Genomic DNA, 16,349 nt, shown 5'->3' with positions numbered 1-16,349 from the left:
TTGCGGTCCAGCACGAAAGAAGGCGCTATTTATTTTTAAATCCCAGAATATCCACGTAGGTAACACCCTTTGCAACCGAGGAAGATGGTGTCGCTCGCTGACCTTTGATCAGAATCTTGCCTTCCTTGAAAAGCTCTTTGTATTGGGTCCTTGTGATCTCTCGTAAGTTTAGATCCTCGTTCTGTGCCTTGATCGCGGCGAGCAGAACGGTGTCCAGACGCTTTTCAGATCTATTCAACTCCAACACAAGGCGGAAGGATTTAGGCGGTCTGGGCGGGATAAAGTCTTGCATGGGATCTACTTTCTTTAAACGGTTCCGACGTTGTAGCGACTCCTCTGGGAAAAGGCAACCCTAAGCTTCCTAGACCCTTTCTTTTGAAGATTTTGCGAGAGCCGATCTTGTGAGACACTTCTGCAAAGCACCTGGAGACACCGGATGAACTTAAAAGACTACTTGGCACTAAAAGAACGACTTGCCGCCACGGCACCCACCCATCGTGAACTTTGCACTGCCTGCATCCAGCCGCGTTTTTCGTGCTACTGTCGCCATATCGAACGCTTTCATCCGAATATTGACTTTGTGATTTTGATTCACCCTATTGAAGTACGCCGTCGTATCGCCACGGGCCGCATGTCCCACCTTTGCTTGGAAGGCTCTTATTTAATCCGTGGACAGAATTACACCGAAGTGCCTGAAGTGAATCAGATTCTAGCGGACCCTGATCGACAATGTATGATTCTTTATCCGGGTAAAACCTCGACAAATTTAACACCTTTAAAACGAGACGAACGAAAAGCTCTTTTTGACTCCACGAAGAAACTCACTTTGTTCGTGATTGACGGAACCTGGTTGACCGCCAAAAAAATGATGCGGCAAAGTCAGAATCTTACAAATTTACCACGTCTTTGCTTCTCCCCCGAAAAACCTTCGAACTTCCGGGTTCGCAAACAGCCGCACCAAGCCTGCTACTCAACTCTAGAAGCTATTCATCACACAATTGAACTTCTGGGCGACAGCCAGGGATTTGATATTTCGTCACGCACCCATGATCGTCTTCTCAAGGTCTTCGACTCGATGGTAGAGCTGCAATTGAGTTTTATCAGGAAAGCGGACGAACTCGACAAGCCGACGCGCTATCGTCGGCCGCAAACTCTACGGAAAAATTATGCCTAGTTCTTATTTTGATCAGGCCGTTTCATAAATTGTTCGAAGTTCCTTTTGCTTTCGAAATACAAAACGTGACCTGCGGGGTTTGCCGCAATGACGGCGCGCGCTTTATCAAGGCTCTTCCCCGTCAAGGCGTCTTTGGCCATTCTGGCGCTGGCATTTTCGCTTAAAGTTTTTTTGCAGTTGTCACAACAGCCATAATAAATTTTTCCGTCTACGGGAACCGCGATCTGCGGTCGGGCAAAATGGGTTTCGTTGACCATGCAAACTTCTTTATTGGGAACAATCTTCCAATTTGCGGCCTGGCTGACCGCTGACAGTAGAAAGGTCGTGATAATCATTATTAGAAGTTTCATTATTTACCTCGCAGTGCTTAAGAACGCTCGTTTTACATGAGGCTTTAGGAGCCTTCAATGACATTTGTGACAGATTAAGGTCTAATGAGGGCCCTCTCGCCCCATATTAAGACGGCAAATTCATAAATCACTTAATAAAGTGTTTCCAAGCACCGATAAGCCTTACAGCTATGAATACCGGGACGTGCTTGTTTATTATTCTTGGCGCTCTGATTTTATTAGGTTCACCCGCTTTTGCGTCACCTAATGCTTTGACGTATCAAGGTCGCATCGTCAATACGGACGGTCAGCCCCTCGAGCATAACAACGTCAGCTTTCTATTTGAAATCACCAGTCCCAACGGAAATTGCGTGATATACCGCGAACAAAAAGATGGCGTCAGCATGTTGAATTCACGTGGTGTTTTTGACGTTCCCATCGGTTCCGGAACAAAGCTCTTTCCCACCGATCCTCTTTTTACTCTTTTAGATGCGTTCAATAACTCGCAGGCGCAAATCTGTTATGGCGGTGGTGCTCCGTATGTACCTGGCTCCGGGGATATCCGGCTTTTAAAAGTGCAATTTCATGACGGAGCGGGATGGAAAGTGATCTCGCCATCGAATGAAATTCGTTCCGTGCCTTATTCTGCTTACGCGCGATCGGCAGAAAGATTGGGCACAAAGACCGAAAATGACTTTGTCGTCAAAACGGGAGTTCCGACTTGTGCCACCAACGAGTTTCTGAAATGGAACGGCTCTGCTTTACTCTGTGCTCCTGTTAGCGGCGCCAGTGGCGGCACGGTGACGAGTGTCACCTCTGCCAATTCCTATCTTACGATTACCAATAACACGTCGACACCTTTAATGACCTTGAATGTCGGCATCAGTGCCGGAACAGTTGCTGCCGGCGATGACACGCGCTTCAGCGACGCCCGCACTCCGAAAGGAACTGCTGGAGGTGATCTAGGCGGGACTTATCCAAATCCTTCTGTAGCGAAACTGCAAAACACTTTGATTTCAGCCGTCGCGCCGAGTTCAGGTCAATATTTCAAGTTTGACGGCACCCAATGGGGGGGCGCGGGAATCTCGATGGGTGATGTGACCAATCTGAGTGCCACCTTAAATACCTATCTTTTGAAATCGACTTTCGACGGATATGTCAGTTCAGCGGGCTGTTTGCCTCATCAAACTATGACCTGGAGCGCGGTGTTTGGCTTTCAGTGTCAGTCGATCAACGTCTCGGTTGCTGGAGATGTCAGTGGCACTATCGGAGCCGTTTCCGTTAACAAAATCAAAGGGGTTGAGATTGACACTACCGGACTCACCTCAGGTCAGATATTAAAATACGACGGTGTGAAATGGCTTCCTGCTGGCGACAACAATACCGGGGGCACTGTCACAAATATCGCGACAGGAACAGGCTTAACGGGTGGACCCATTACTGGCACCGGGACTGTTTCTCTTGCAAATACCGCCGTGACACCAGGTTCGTACACACGGGCAAATATCACCGTCGATGCCCAAGGTCGTTTAACGGCGGCCAGCAACAGTTCTTCCGTCGATCTTGCGGATGAAGTGACCGGAACGTTGCCGATTGCCAATGGCGGAACTGGACAAACCTCTGCGCTTGCCGCTTTCAACGGACTTTCGCCTTTGGCAATGAAGGGGGACCTTTTAGTTCGGGATGCCACAAACAACGCTCGTCTTCCTGTCGGGGCCAATGGCCAAATTCTTTCGGCAAATTCTGCACAAGCATCGGGTTTAGAATGGATCACTCCAAACTTCGGGACTGTCACAAATGTGACAGGCACGGCTCCGATTATTGTGACTTCGGGATCTTCGACTCCGGCGATTTCTATCAGTGATGCGACAACTGCGGCTAAAGGGGCAGTGCAAATCGGCGCCGGCATTGCGGTTTCTTCGGGGACTATCTCGGCAGATCCTGCGAACTTTCCTTCTGTCGTACCTGTTAACAAAGGGGGAACAGCGGCAACCTCTTTCATCGCCAACCGATTGGTCGCTTCAGATGGCACCGGCAATTCGCTGACGACATTTAACTGTGGTGTAGGCAAAATTTTGACCTTTGATTCTTCGGGAATGATGATTTGTACCGCCTTCACAGAAAGTGCGGTCTTTCTTAACGGCGGAAATTCTTTTGCGGGAACCGCCACCTTAGGAACGGTTGATAACAACGCTTTGAATTTTAAAACCAATGACATCGTGGCGATGACCCTCGCTAATAGTGGCAGCCTTGGAATCGGTACTGCAACCCCCCAGGTCCTACTCGATGTGAACGGCGAAATCCGCGCTGGCAACAAGGGCACGGCCTGTGTCCCCGCCAACGCCGGCGCTATTCGCTACAACTCATCGATTCCACAAATGGAATTCTGCAATGGCGCGACGTGGAGTTCTTTAGGAATTAATTTATCACAACGCCAATATTTTACGAGCCCGGGCGCTATGAGTTTTACTGTGCCTGCCGGCGTTTCCCAAATTCGTGTGACCGTCGCCGGGGCTGGGGCCGGAGGTTGTGCCGCGAATACCGCCTCAGGCGGCCACGGCGGCGCTTCAACTTTTAGCACGATCACCGCCTTCGGTGGTTCCGGTGGATGTAATGGCAGTTCGCCAGGTTCGGCTACTGGCGGTGACGTCAACCTTGTGGGCTCAGGGGCGTATGGTGGAGATGGCAGCACTTACGACGGAGGCTGGGGCGGACTGGCCATCAAAACTATGGCCGTCACACCGGGTCAGATTCTTACTGGCAGCATCGGTGCCGGCGGCGCTGGTGGACCGAATGGTGCTTCCAGCGGCGTCAACGGATCTAATGGATTTATTATTATCGAGTGGGCCGGCGGAACAACGACGGCCAGTGTTGGCAGCGGGACGGCCAGCTACGTGCCACTTTGGACAGGCTCTACAAGTTTAGGCAACAGTGTGATCTTTCAGAACTCAGGCAAAGTCGGTATTGGCACAACAAATCCCACGACAGCTCTGGAAGTCAACGGTGCTGTTCGTTCACAAACTAATGCGACCTATATTCCCCTATCAAGTGGTGGCATGTACGACTTCACCACAACCAGCGATGTCGCCGCGGGGCCTTCCAATAATGGCGGCTTCATCCCATGGTCCGATCTGAAAGCCGCGGGATACACAAAACTCTATATTAAACTTTCTTGCTGGATGCAGAACACAAATGGTGGCACCACCTACGCCTCGGTCGTTTATCAAAAAGACGATGCGAGTATTGTGAAACTCACGGCCACGGAAATTTCTCGTTCCGGCACCTTCGTCAAAGCTTCAAGCGGCTGGGTGGATCTGTGGGGAACTCTGGGCTTTGAAGAAAACGAAGCCCATCTTTATCTTTATGGCCGCTCAAGTGTGGGGACCGGGCAATGCCATCGCCCCACGATCATGATCAAAGCGGCTTGGTAACCCGACGGCCTTGAAGCCGAGATTTTCGCTTTATTCCGCTTCTGCAGGACTGACTTGTCCTGATTCATCCTCTGCGTCCTCGGAATCATCCTCGGGAGGAAGTTCAGCTTTGTTCTTCTTAAGTGTCTCGTCAACTATGGATGAGGGTGTTTTAGATAAAACAGAATTGCATATGTCTTTGGAGCGGAAGAAATGCTTCCACATCTCACCATCACTTTTTCCCTTCAGCTCAGGAGTCTGTAGTTCAGAGCCCATGTAAGAGCTGAATTTCGCAAAGTCCTTGAGCCGCTTTAAACGGGGCAATTTACGTTCCCCATCACACTCCCCTTGGGAAGCTTTACCACCTTCTGCAATAAAGCTGTACGCCTTCGGCGGAGATTTTCTTTTCGCAAAAGCCACAGAGCCCAGCATGGGCGGAAAGACTAGCACACTAACTACAATCGCGGATTTTAAAAAATTAACTTTCGACATATGCAAAAATGCTAGCAGTTGCGGGGCTCTTAGGAAAATAAAAAGATCCGTTACACATCACGGCACATAGACGCAGCGGAAGCCAATATTTGTACCTTCCCATCCGGAAATATTAGGCCAACCTAAATGCGCAAAGAAGACTCCCGCCAGACTGGTTCCATTCCACCAACAACCTCCTCGTAGGACACCGTTTTGACCATTGGACAGCGGAATAACCATGCCTAATCCCTGTGCTGAATTCCAGGCTCCATTGGCAGAACCTAATATGGCTTGGTTGGTAGGAGAAAGAGTGCTTAACTCTGTCCAAGCTGCGGTTTCGGGCAGGACCGGATTCCAACCCATAGATAAGTAGTCGTCGCGAATCCACTCGGCGACGTTGCCGGCAAAATCCCAGATGACTCTGCCGTTGGAAAGAACGTGTGTACGACGTTGTAGATTCCATACGGAACTACTGCAAGACTGCCCCGTTCCCGCACAAGCATTGTTATCATCGGTGTCTGCGGCAAGAGACGCTGACGGAGAATCGTCGCTATGGCCAGTATTCAAACTTCCAGAACCAACACTTCCACCGGACCAATTTGCATTCACCATCACGATATTTCTCGCAATGGCCTGCCATTGAGCATTGGAGATCAGATCATACTTAGACCCGAGATCTCGGCAAGCCTTCCAGGCGCCCCCTCCTCCGGATTCACCACGAAGAATAGAAGTCCAAGGAGCACCACTGGCCTGGGATGTGGGCACACCACCAATATTTTTTATTTCATACTTGGCAACACAGAAATTTTGATTGGCATATCCTGCCATCGCGGGCACAAGAATATAATTCGCCGGACATGGATCATTCATGCTTGTCCACAAGCGTGCCGCCGATTCACCACTCATGTTGCCGGCATTATCAAAAGCCCGAACTTTAAAATAGTAACTTGTGTTTAAATCTAAAGAAAGACCCGTCACCGCTGAACCACTCGCCAGCGGTGTCCACGAACTCATGCTAACGTCATCCGAGGTCCTGAAAATCTTCACCTCATAATAAGCCACACCAGCCCCCCCTGCATCCGTCGACGCGGTCCATGACAACGGAGGGGTTTCTGTTAATTTATCCGGCACAGCTCCAGCCAACAGATCCGCAGGGGTAGTGGGAGCGGTGGTATCTGCGATCCAACCATCTCCTTGAACTATCGATGACACATTTCCCGTATTATCGACCGCTCTGACTTCAACGGCATAAGCGGTGTTATTGGCAAGTGGTAATCCCGAAAAGCTTCCACCTGTAGTGAAGTTTTCCCAAGAGGTCAGAGGCGTCCCATCGGCTAACTTCACGATCCGAGCTTCATGTCTATTAAGTCCGCTTTCGCTGTCACTTCCAGAGATAAAAGTAACCACCGGACTGGCCGTGAGAGACGATAGATAGCTCTGATCGACGAGGGCCGAAGGCGCCGCCGGCGCCACACTATCAATCTTGGCAGACACGTGAACCAGGGAGCTATTGCCGGCACTGTCTTGGGCCTGGACATGCAAATAATACGTTCCAGAGCCAGAGCTTTGTGTCGCCGTTGTCGTAGAACTAAATGAAGTCGCTGGCGTGCTGACTGCGCTCATATCGACGAGGTGCCTGAAGGTGCAGGTCTCACTACAACTCCAGTTCCATGTCTTAGAAGTTCTCCAAGTGCCATCATCACTTAGACCTGTGATTGTAGGTGCCACACTATCATAAATTCGCGTCAGATCTGTCGCCGCCGCATTTTCGTTACCGCCGGCATCTAAGGCGATACGATCACTGATGGCGACAGTTACGGAGCCTTGTCCCAACGGCGTTACCACGAAATTATAAATTGCGCCGGAACCGCTTAACATCGACGCGATACCATTTGTGACACTCACATCGTCTAATGCAAAACCTGTCACATCCTCTGAAAACGTCGCCGTCACCGTCATCGTTGAAGTATTAAATTCTGTTGCGGCAGAACTTGAAAGAGACAGCATGGGGGATACACTGTCATAAATTCTAAGCAGGTTTGCCGCCGCCACATTGGCATTTCCCGCAGCATCTGTGACCACCGCTGCGCCTACGGACACCAAAATGGGGCCCTGACCGGAAGGCGCTACCGTAAAGCTATAGGTTGTTCCGGATCCGACCCATTCGGAAGCCACACCATTCGTAACTGAAATATCACTGAGTGTGAATCCCGCGACGTTTTCTGAAAACGTTGCCGTCACAGACATTGTCGGCGTGTTAAACGTGCTTCCTGCGGTGGAGGTCAACACTAAGGAAGGTGGCACTCGATCAACTACTAAGAGATTCGACGCCGTCGCGGAGAACTCGCTTTGCCAGTGGCCAGCTACATTTTTTCCCAAAGCACAGACCAGGTAAGTTCCGTCTGCAGCAATAGAAAAAGTATAACTTGTGCTAATGGCGGCTTCAGGGGCTGAGGTAAAATTGGCGCCGGTACAGGTGGACTGATTGTGCAACACCACTGCTTTATAATGGGTGATGCTTGGTCCCCCAATAGTGACAGTCCGATCCACACCACTGTTGCTGACGATGCCTGCCGGGACAAAATCACTGATCGTCGCCATCGCGATACTGCTATCTTTTTGCCACGTATATTCATAAATATCTTCCGCCGCCTGGCGATTTCCAGCGACGTCTTTACTCCAAACACAAAGCTTAAGAAGAGTATCGGCAAGGCCAGAAATATCAGCTGCCAGAACATTCTCAACATTTTCCCAAATTCCGTACCCCGTTGCGATATCGGAACAAGTGACACTACTAGCTGGTCCCACCTTATAGGCATACTGTTTGACATCAACCCCCGCCACAGAGGACGAAAGATAAATTTGCGGCGAAGGCGATGTCGGTAGACTTGCCAGCTGTGCAACATCAGGACGAATTGTGTCTTTCTGCGTGCTTCGGCTGTGCGTACTTTCATTTCCAGAAACATCTGCAAGCTGAGCACTCAGATTGACGACACCATCAGCTAACGAAACCAAGTTCAAATTAATGCCAAAGCTTCCACCACCGCATAAAATCGGCCATCTTAAAAGACCGCCTTCGATATAAACAAATTGACCGCTTTCACTGCAAGTTCCGCTGACAAAAAAATTTTCAACGTTATCTAGATTTATGTAGCTAACAAGCACATCTAGCTGCACCAAAGGCGGAGTGGTGTCTTTGGTTACAACCCATGAACGAGACCTCCCGTTGTCAGCAGTAAAAAGAAGTACACACGGCCCTTCTGGCAGCGTAGAAAGGTCGACATGTCCGCTGAAGACACCCTCCACACAAGGCAGTACTGTTTCGATCAAAGGATCTGAATCCGCCACCGCCAAAACAACTTGCGTCGCCCCCATCGGACAAAGTCCTGAAATGGGGAAGGTTGCCACATTATCAATATTCACGAAGCGAGGGGTTGATTCTACACCTAAAAATCCCGAATTCTTCTCGAAGCTCGAAAGAGAAACCTCAATCCCGCAGCCCGACGAAATCAGGGCTAGCAAAAATACAAGAAAAAACAGGCAATTTTGAGACATCTCTCTCCAATGAAAAAGAAGAACACTCAAAAATATCGGACCATCTTTTGGGGAACTTGAATAAGTTGGCATAAAGTTTTGCTCGCTGCGTGAGCGCGCCGACCCGCCAAAAGCTTTCCTTCAAGGAAAGACTCTTCTAAGAGCTTTATTGCTAATTCTTAAGACCTTTTTTTCCGCGATCAAAGCGGATAAGCCAAAGTGAGCCCGGCGCATCCGTCACTACCACTAATTTGCCATCATAAAAGATGGGTGTCGCCGTGACTCTCCCGTCCAGTTTGATTTTATGAATTTGATCGTTGTCGGTGTTCAATTGACAGAGTTCGTCTTCACCGCAACCAAAAAACAGATCTTTTCCAAGCTGAAGCAGTCCTGATTTGATGCTTCTTTCGCCGGTCTTCCACTCTTGTACGACGTTTCCATCCGAAGGATTTACTTTCTTTAGAAGGCCCTGACTATTCCCATAAAAAACATGTTTGCCCTGCGGATCCCAAAGAGGCGTTGACATATTCTGTCCCCCGTCTTCAAGCTGCCACAAGATTTTACCATTCAGATCCATCTTTCCCAGACCCCGTTTCCAATCAGAGAAATACAGGGAATGGTCAGCTACAAGAACACTGCTTTTGATCGGCTCTTCATGTACGGAATACTCAGCCTTTGTTTTGCCGTTATCAAGATCCACGACTCTGATTTTTCCATCATTACTACCAAAATATAAATTCTGACCTAGAACCGAAGGCGATGAATGGGATTGATCCGGAAAAAGATCCGACCGCCATATTAAAGATCCACTTTGCGGATCTAAAGCCACCAGCATCCCGCCCCATCGTTTCAAACTATTAAATTCGGTGTTAATCACCAGCATATTCTGCGACAGCAAAGGCGAAGCACCGATCGCATCTCCTAGTTTACGAACCCAGATAAGATCCCCGGTCATTTTATCAATTTTGTAGAAATCACCGGAGTAAGTTCCTAAAAAAATAGCTTTATCCCAAAGAAGTGGCGTCGAGTGAATTCCGAGCGGTGTGTTCTGAAAGATGAAGTTCCAAAGTATATTTCCGTCCCAGTCAAACTTCGTTAGACGACCGCTATCACTAGCAACATAAAATCCAGTTTCATCGGCTACGGGTGTCGACTTCGCCGCTGTGTGCACACCTGAGTTGAACTGAATCAGCTTTTTGGTTTGTAAAACAGCTCCTACCGATGCGCTAAAGACATTGTTGCGTTCCGGCCCACCTAAAAAATGTTCAGACAAAGAGCCTTTCACCTCAGGCGACAAAGAGTCATTGACGTGAACGACAGGTGCGACACCTTCAGCAAATGTCTCACTTTCCTGAATATTCACAAAATCGTGAGGTTTCAGAGCGTGGGACTCTTTACGTGAAGCACAGACATTTTTTTCCTGGATCAATGAGGTCCACTGTTGATCTGACGATCGTTTCGCAAAAAGGTATAAATGCGCTTCGCCATCGAATCCCCCCGACTTGAGTTCCCGACATTTGGATTTGGCAAACTGCCAGTACACCAGGGGTTCACAATGAATTCTGATGGTCCGAAAGGTACCAGATCTATCGTTCAAGGCTAATTCGGTCCACTGCTGCTTCTGCTGATAGAAAAGATATCCCTGACACTGCGAGTGCGCATCGATCATGTTCAAAGAAAAATAGCGCCCTTCGCCGGTCAAAGCTTCATCCCCGCGAATAAGATATCCGGGAAACTGCAAGCCTACAAAAATCCCCAATAAAATCGCCCCTGCTTTTTCCTGTCTCAGGTCATGCCAAATAGCCGAGCCATACTTCTGACCAAAAACAAAAATCGTCAAAAGAAAGAACATCACTAAAGGATAAAAGTATCCAACCTGATGCCAGGAATAGAGATGAAAGAAAAATAGCAAAATTAAAATGGCGGAGTGAAATCTTTTGGAAAACAAAAACCAAATTAACAAAAGCTCTAGAACAATGACAAAAACTGTTAGTACCTCGATGGGCACCACATGATTTAACGGCGCCATCAGCATTGCACTTCCTGAAATCCACTCTTTCGAAAGTTTCAATACGCCGGCAAAGAAGTAAAACAAGACGATGATAACTTTTAACAGGGACTCCTTGTTGCGCGCAAAAAGGTAAATAAGCACACACCAAAAGGGCATCCAATGATAATTCCCCATCAATCGATAATCTTGAACGAACAAAAGGGCCTTAAAAAAATACCCTGCAAAAAGCCAAACGAAATGGGCTTTCTGATTTCCTTTGAGCAAATAAAAACTGCTGAAAATTGCACAAGCCACCATGGCCCATAGAAAACCGGAGGAAAGGACTTCAGAAAAAGGCCTTAGAACATAACATGACGCAAAGAAAGGCCAACAAATGGACAGCTTCTGTTGCAAAATAAAGGGCACATCATTTTTCCAAAAGAATGCCGACAGCAACAGAATAAAATTCAAAGCCAAACCAAATTCGAAAAGCGCGGGGCGATTCTTGAAAGAGTCCAGCGAGAAATACATTGAAAGCTTCTTGATCATCTTTCAAACTATAACAGACTTATTCTGGAGAGCAAATGCAACAATATCATCGACTCATCACAACTTCCGCGGCACTGGTTGTGTTAGTGCTTGGGATGCACCTTCTGCTGATTCAAGGAGTGACCGAGTTGCATTGGGCCACCCTTGCCGGCTTTTTGTTAGCGCTCTTCGGCGAACATCTATTCAAGAACCTCTTCGCTCCTAAATTGAGTGCGCTTGCCCTACTGGTGTTGCAGATCACTCTAGTCTTTATTTCAATCTATCGCGTCCATCGCGGCGGTCCTTTAGACACCGTCTTTCTTTCTTTAACCTGCTTCTTTTTGATGGTTGCCTCGGTCGTGTTTTTAAGGGCAAACGCCCGAAGCCTCTCCGGCCCACAAAAGGGGCTGCTTTTCTTTGCCGGTCTGGTATCCGCGTTCAGCGTTTCTTGGATCGATACCTATTGGCTTCTTCTTTTGGCGTTCACCACCGTGTTTCTTTGCCCACAAAAGAAAACCTTAAACGGACTCTTACTCTATTTAGGCGGCCTCTTCATCTGCACGTTCCTAACCCCTTATCGCTACAGTGAATACTTTTTAACACGATTTTTAGGCAACGACGCTAAGTTTGAAATTATCCATTTATCGTCCAGCTACGGCGAGCTTCACTTCATTGCGCGCACCGAAAGAAAAGCGCCCGAGATCGTCTTTGACATCGCCAAACAATTCAGCTTTAAAAAATCGGATTACTATTTCCATAACTCCCGCCTGCGACAAAACATCAGCGCCAAATACTATACGGCCGCGGCGGACTTTGCCGCAAGTACGATAAAACCAGCGAAGCACTGTTTGATCATTTCTTCCGAAGTCGGCCAGATTGCTCAAGGACTTATTTCGGTTTGTAAAAGGATTGATATCGCCTCTGTTGATCCGGCTTTCAAAATTCTACAAAAAGCCTATTGGGCGCAAGGGTCACATCAATTCCTTGAGAAGATCAATTGGGTGCGAAGAGAATCCTTTCCGGCTCTGCGTGACGGTCATTATGACGTCATTTTTGGCGATTGTGACGATATTGAATTTCACGATCTAGCTGAATCTAATAAATTTGTCTTTTACTGCTCTCGCTTCAAAGATCTTAAAAGCCCGCATAAGGGCCCGAAGCGAGTCACCTATTCTTCCGCGTTCGGCGACAGCTTATCAATTCCTCAAACCCTCATGTCCGAAAACGGCAAGAACGACTTCTATAAGGAAGTCGCTCCGCATGCATTCACTCAATAGAGTGACAGCCTTTGCAACAAGAGGCTAGTACTCGACGAGCACAAAGCCTGGGGCACCTATACCACCGCCGCCATAGCAAGTATTCCCACCGTTTTCACCACTGCCGCCACCACCACCGGCACCGTAGGAACCACCATTTCCACCTTTCCAATTGCCATTACTGTAGCATGAACCACTGCCGCCGCCACCGCCACCGCTGTTAACGGTCGTAAAGGATGTTATCGTTACACTCGCACCATCGACGCCATTAGTGCTAGCTGCACCGCCGGATCCAAGGGCGGCACCACCACTACCAGCGCCACCGTTTCCTCCATAGCTATTTCCAGAACTGCTTAACCCATTGGCGCCATTGCCATTGAAACCACCACCAGATCCACCTCCGCCGCCGGAGTAGCTGGTGTTACCAGTATAGCCGTTCCCGCCACTTCCACCACTGCGTTGCACGGACCCACCAGTGCCAGTGCCACCGGCGCCACCGGTCGTATTTATTCCACTTTGACCACCCGTTGCACTGATCAAAGAACCAAACGAAGACGTGCCGCCAGCCCCGCCTGCCCCGCCCGCACCGACGGTCACGGTATATTGTGCTCCTGGCGTGACAGAAAAAACACCGTGCGCATATCCGCCACCGCCACCACCTGCGCCGCCGCCGGCCCAGACTCCAGAAGCGCCATTTCCCCCGGCACCGAGGACACTGACGCGAATTCGTGTCACACCTGCTGGAATAGTGAATGTCGTAGAGCCGGGCGTACTAAATGGCAGAGCTGTATTAAAGGTAGGGCTGCCACTATTTGAAGAACTGGTGAAGTAGTCCCAGCTCGTTCCATCACAGATGATTATAATAGTGTCGTATTGATAAAGCGCCACGGAGTTCACGGTATTGATAGTCTCTGCACCGTTCGCCTGAACTGTGACCGTGCCTGTGCCGGCATTTTTAAATCCGACCATAAAGCCAGCGCCCGCAGTGGCTGCAGCAGGTAACGTGAAAGTGATTGAGCCGGTTCCTTTGAAGTAGGTCGACTTATCAGCGGTGGTCACCGTGTAGTTTGCCGTTTTTGCTGACGTCACCCAGGCGCCGCCCGCGACGGCCCATGAAGCCACGCCATTGGCGTCTGAAGTTAAAACTTTTCCCGCACCTTGATTCGTGTCAACGATCTTCAGAGTTGCCCCCGCAGCGCCGTTGACTTCAAGTTTCGCCGTCGGAGATACCGAACCAATACCGACATTCCCCGCCGAAGTAATTCGCACCCGTTCCGTACTAAAGCCACCGGCCCCTGCATTCGTTCTAAATACCAAGGAAGACGGCACACTATCGGAAGCGGCGTCTTGTTCAAGAATACCCATGATCCCTGTGCCCTCTCGATAAGTACTTCCGTCGTAAAAATATGTGAAGGCTTTAAATCCAACGTCCTGTGCTTTACTCACGGTCGGAGCCGCCATCGTCCCTCGCGCTGAGTACGAATTGATTCGACCACTTAAAAGTCCCGTACCTGCTGCCGCCAATGAAAGAGAGGAATCATTTCCATCTTTTACAATTGATAGTTCACTTGATGGAGAGTTCGTTCCGATCCCGACTTTCCCAGAGAGTCTATACACATTCGTACCATCTGTGGACCAAGAGCCGACATCAGAACCCAATTTTGCCGCAGTCACGGCACTGTCAGCAATCTTTGCCGAAGTGACGGCATTATTGGCGATAGTCGTCCCCACGCTTCCTGCCGTCGTTGTAACATCCCCGGTCAGGGCCGGCATGCGTCCCGCTGGCAATGTGCCCGCAGAAATATTTGCCGCATTTGTCACATCGGTTGTGGCTGACGCTGCAAGGCCACTGACTTGGCCGCTGGTGATAGCGATATTAGTACATGACAGATTATCTGTTGCCGCCGTCCAAGTTAAAGTTTGTCCTGCCGTACAACCGGCAGCCCCGCCGCCGAATGTGCTGGCGCCAGTGACTGTTGAGCGAAGATCAAACATCGAAAGAAAACTTGGCACCAAATCAGTACCGTCATATCTAAAGACTTGCCCGGCTGTTGTTGGCGCTGCACTAACGGTTTTTCCCTTGATCTTGTCAACGCTCGTTGCATTGTAGGCCCCGCTGACGTCACCAGAGAACGTTGGCATTTGTGCCAAAATTCTGGCGTCTGTCACGGTATTGAAATCCGTTATGTCTGCCGCCACCAAACTGACAGCACCGGTTTTGCCAGCTACACTGGTAACAGCGCCACCACCACCAGCCACAGCCGTCCATACTCCGTCGTCACGAAGAAATTTTGTTCCGTCAGGTGTTCCAGTCGGAGTCATTGTCGAAAGAGCACCCAAACCAAGATTCGTTCGTGCCGCCGCCGCACTTGTCGCACCCGTACCACCATTGGCGATGGCGACGGTCCCTGTGACATTCACAGCTGTCGTTGCTGAAGGCGCGTTGTAAGTGCCGCCAGAAAGCTGACCCATCACCGCACCTGAGAACCAGTTTTCAACCGCCGTCTGGGTGATATTTGCTGAAGTCTTGATAAAATTCGCATCACTGAAACCGTTCAATGTTTCAGAGTTCGTTGCGAAAGGAACACTGCGCATATTGAAGTCCATGACGATAGGATTACCATCTAACTCTAACGACATTCGCAGTTTTCTAGTATCCGCCGCGCCAGGATTGTAGCCTTGATTGCTTGCAATAACATTATTAGAAGCATCTAAACAATTAAGACCACTTGCGATGTTCACCGCATTGTTAAAAACTTGCTGAATTGTTTTACCGGGATCATCACCCGTCGGCGTTCCTTTACCCACGACTAAAGTGAAATATCCATTAGTGATATTAACACCCGTGATGTCTTCGTCGCGAAGCACACAGCCCGCCGGATTTAGAATTTTCAAATTAACGGTTAAACCCGTCACCGTCGGCAGAGTGCCGTCAGGTCTTTTGATTGAACCTTGAAAAGTATAGCCTTTAATTTGTGCGAAGGCCGAAAAGCTCTGCAAGAGTACGAGAAGCAAAAGTGTGACACTATTGCGCATAAAAAGCTCCTTCGAGTTGATAGCCATTGCTGGAAGTTTGAGCTTCAGAAATTTCACCCAAAACACCCGTTGCCACGTAGTTATTAGGAGAGGTCACCGTTTCCCCATTTACAAAATCAGGCTCTTTGCGGTTATAGGGGTTGTCAGTGGGACCCGAAGGAAGTGCCTTATTCAATTCACTTAAACTTGCTTCCATCGAGCATGCTGAGATTGTAACAGCAATAAGTGCTATGAAAAAAAAGTTACTTACCAAGCTCATCTCCCACTTATTTACAGTCGCGTTCCAGACTGAATTTTCCTAACGTCTTTTTCAAGAAGGGATGTAGTGAGGCACCTATCCGTTCTAAAAAATTAACACTATAAAGTATCGGCTTATTCCTTCGAAACCTTAGGAAGGTTCGTCTACAAAAGGGCCTCAGAGAACAAAAATAGCATAATGTTCTCCTGAGAAACTCTCACAACTGAACCGTGATGATACGACTACTCTAACTAGACACCGACCTATATTGGTATGCGGCCCTGCGGCCTTAGATCATCTTTTTTTGGGGGGAAGTCTTCCTCTTTCACTAAGGTCTCTTTCGGCATTATTAAAATATCTATGGAAGCAAATGTTCGCTGGGA

At 48.9% G+C, this 16,349-nt stretch carries 10 protein-coding genes; 3 read left to right on the top strand and 7 right to left on the bottom strand.

Translation table 11 applies throughout. The features are described 5' to 3' along the window. Positions 1 to 25 precede the first annotated feature (25 nt). A complete protein-coding gene (locus OM95_RS09550; RefSeq protein WP_041873044.1) occupies positions 26 to 292 on the bottom strand; it encodes a hypothetical protein in 267 nt (88 codons plus the stop codon). Between the two features lie 144 nt (positions 293 to 436). Here OM95_RS09550 and OM95_RS09545 point away from each other — a divergent pair, with 144 nt between their 5' ends. Continuing rightward, positions 437 to 1,174, top strand: a complete 738-nt coding sequence (locus tag OM95_RS09545) for a tRNA-uridine aminocarboxypropyltransferase (protein ID WP_291516014.1) — start codon at positions 437 to 439, stop codon at positions 1,172 to 1,174. On the opposite strand, the gene OM95_RS09540 is transcribed toward OM95_RS09545, so the two are convergent. Next, positions 1,171 to 1,524 (bottom strand): TRASH domain-containing protein, encoded by a 354-nt coding sequence (locus OM95_RS09540; protein WP_041873042.1) that lies wholly within the window; start codon positions 1,522 to 1,524, stop codon positions 1,171 to 1,173. The two genes, OM95_RS09545 and OM95_RS09540, sit on opposite strands and share 4 nt — an antisense overlap. Positions 1,525 to 1,694: 170 nt before the next feature. Between OM95_RS09540 and OM95_RS17245 the strand changes: the two genes are divergently transcribed. Beyond that, positions 1,695 to 4,934 carry a hypothetical protein gene (locus OM95_RS17245; protein ID WP_291516012.1) on the top strand — a complete coding sequence of 1,080 codons (3,240 nt, stop codon included), beginning with the start codon at positions 1,695 to 1,697 and terminating at the stop codon, positions 4,932 to 4,934. A gap of 30 nt (positions 4,935 to 4,964) precedes the next feature. Here OM95_RS17245 and OM95_RS09530 read toward each other — a convergent pair whose 3' ends face one another. The 3 genes from OM95_RS09530 to OM95_RS09520 form a co-directional block, all read right to left on the bottom strand. Then, the gene (locus tag OM95_RS09530) at positions 4,965 to 5,405 is read right to left on the bottom strand and encodes a hypothetical protein (RefSeq protein WP_041873039.1); all 441 of its coding nucleotides are present in this window, start codon (positions 5,403 to 5,405) and stop codon (positions 4,965 to 4,967) included. Between the two features lie 57 nt (positions 5,406 to 5,462). After that, entirely contained in the window at positions 5,463 to 8,807 is a 3,345-nt protein-coding gene (locus tag OM95_RS17240) for an Ig-like domain-containing protein (RefSeq protein WP_291516010.1), read from the bottom strand. A gap of 283 nt (positions 8,808 to 9,090) precedes the next feature. Further along, entirely contained in the window at positions 9,091 to 11,457 is a 2,367-nt protein-coding gene (locus tag OM95_RS09520) for a PQQ-binding-like beta-propeller repeat protein (RefSeq protein ID WP_291516008.1), read from the bottom strand. A gap of 35 nt (positions 11,458 to 11,492) precedes the next feature. On the opposite strand from OM95_RS09520, the gene OM95_RS09515 reads away from it, so the two are divergent. Further along, positions 11,493 to 12,713: a hypothetical protein gene (locus OM95_RS09515; protein ID WP_041873034.1), complete on the top strand. Its 1,221-nt coding sequence runs from the start codon at positions 11,493 to 11,495 to the stop codon at positions 12,711 to 12,713. Between the two features lie 24 nt (positions 12,714 to 12,737). Here the strand turns inward: OM95_RS09515 and OM95_RS17235 are convergent, their stop codons facing one another. Further along, complete coding sequence (locus OM95_RS17235; RefSeq protein WP_291516006.1) at positions 12,738 to 15,728, bottom strand: hypothetical protein; 2,991 nt, start codon at positions 15,726 to 15,728, stop codon at positions 12,738 to 12,740. Then, positions 15,718 to 15,924: a hypothetical protein gene (locus OM95_RS09505; protein WP_041873031.1), complete on the bottom strand. Its 207-nt coding sequence runs from the start codon at positions 15,922 to 15,924 to the stop codon at positions 15,718 to 15,720. The genes OM95_RS17235 and OM95_RS09505 overlap by 11 nt, the downstream gene beginning before the upstream one ends. Between the last annotated feature and the right edge of the window lie 425 nt (positions 15,925 to 16,349).

The sequence above is a fragment of the Bdellovibrio sp. ArHS genome, assembly GCF_000786105.1.
Taxonomy (GTDB): Bacteria; Bdellovibrionota; Bdellovibrionia; order Bdellovibrionales; family Bdellovibrionaceae; genus Bdellovibrio.
Note: the sequence above shows the minus strand (reverse complement) of the source record. Positions and strands in the feature narration are given on the sequence as shown.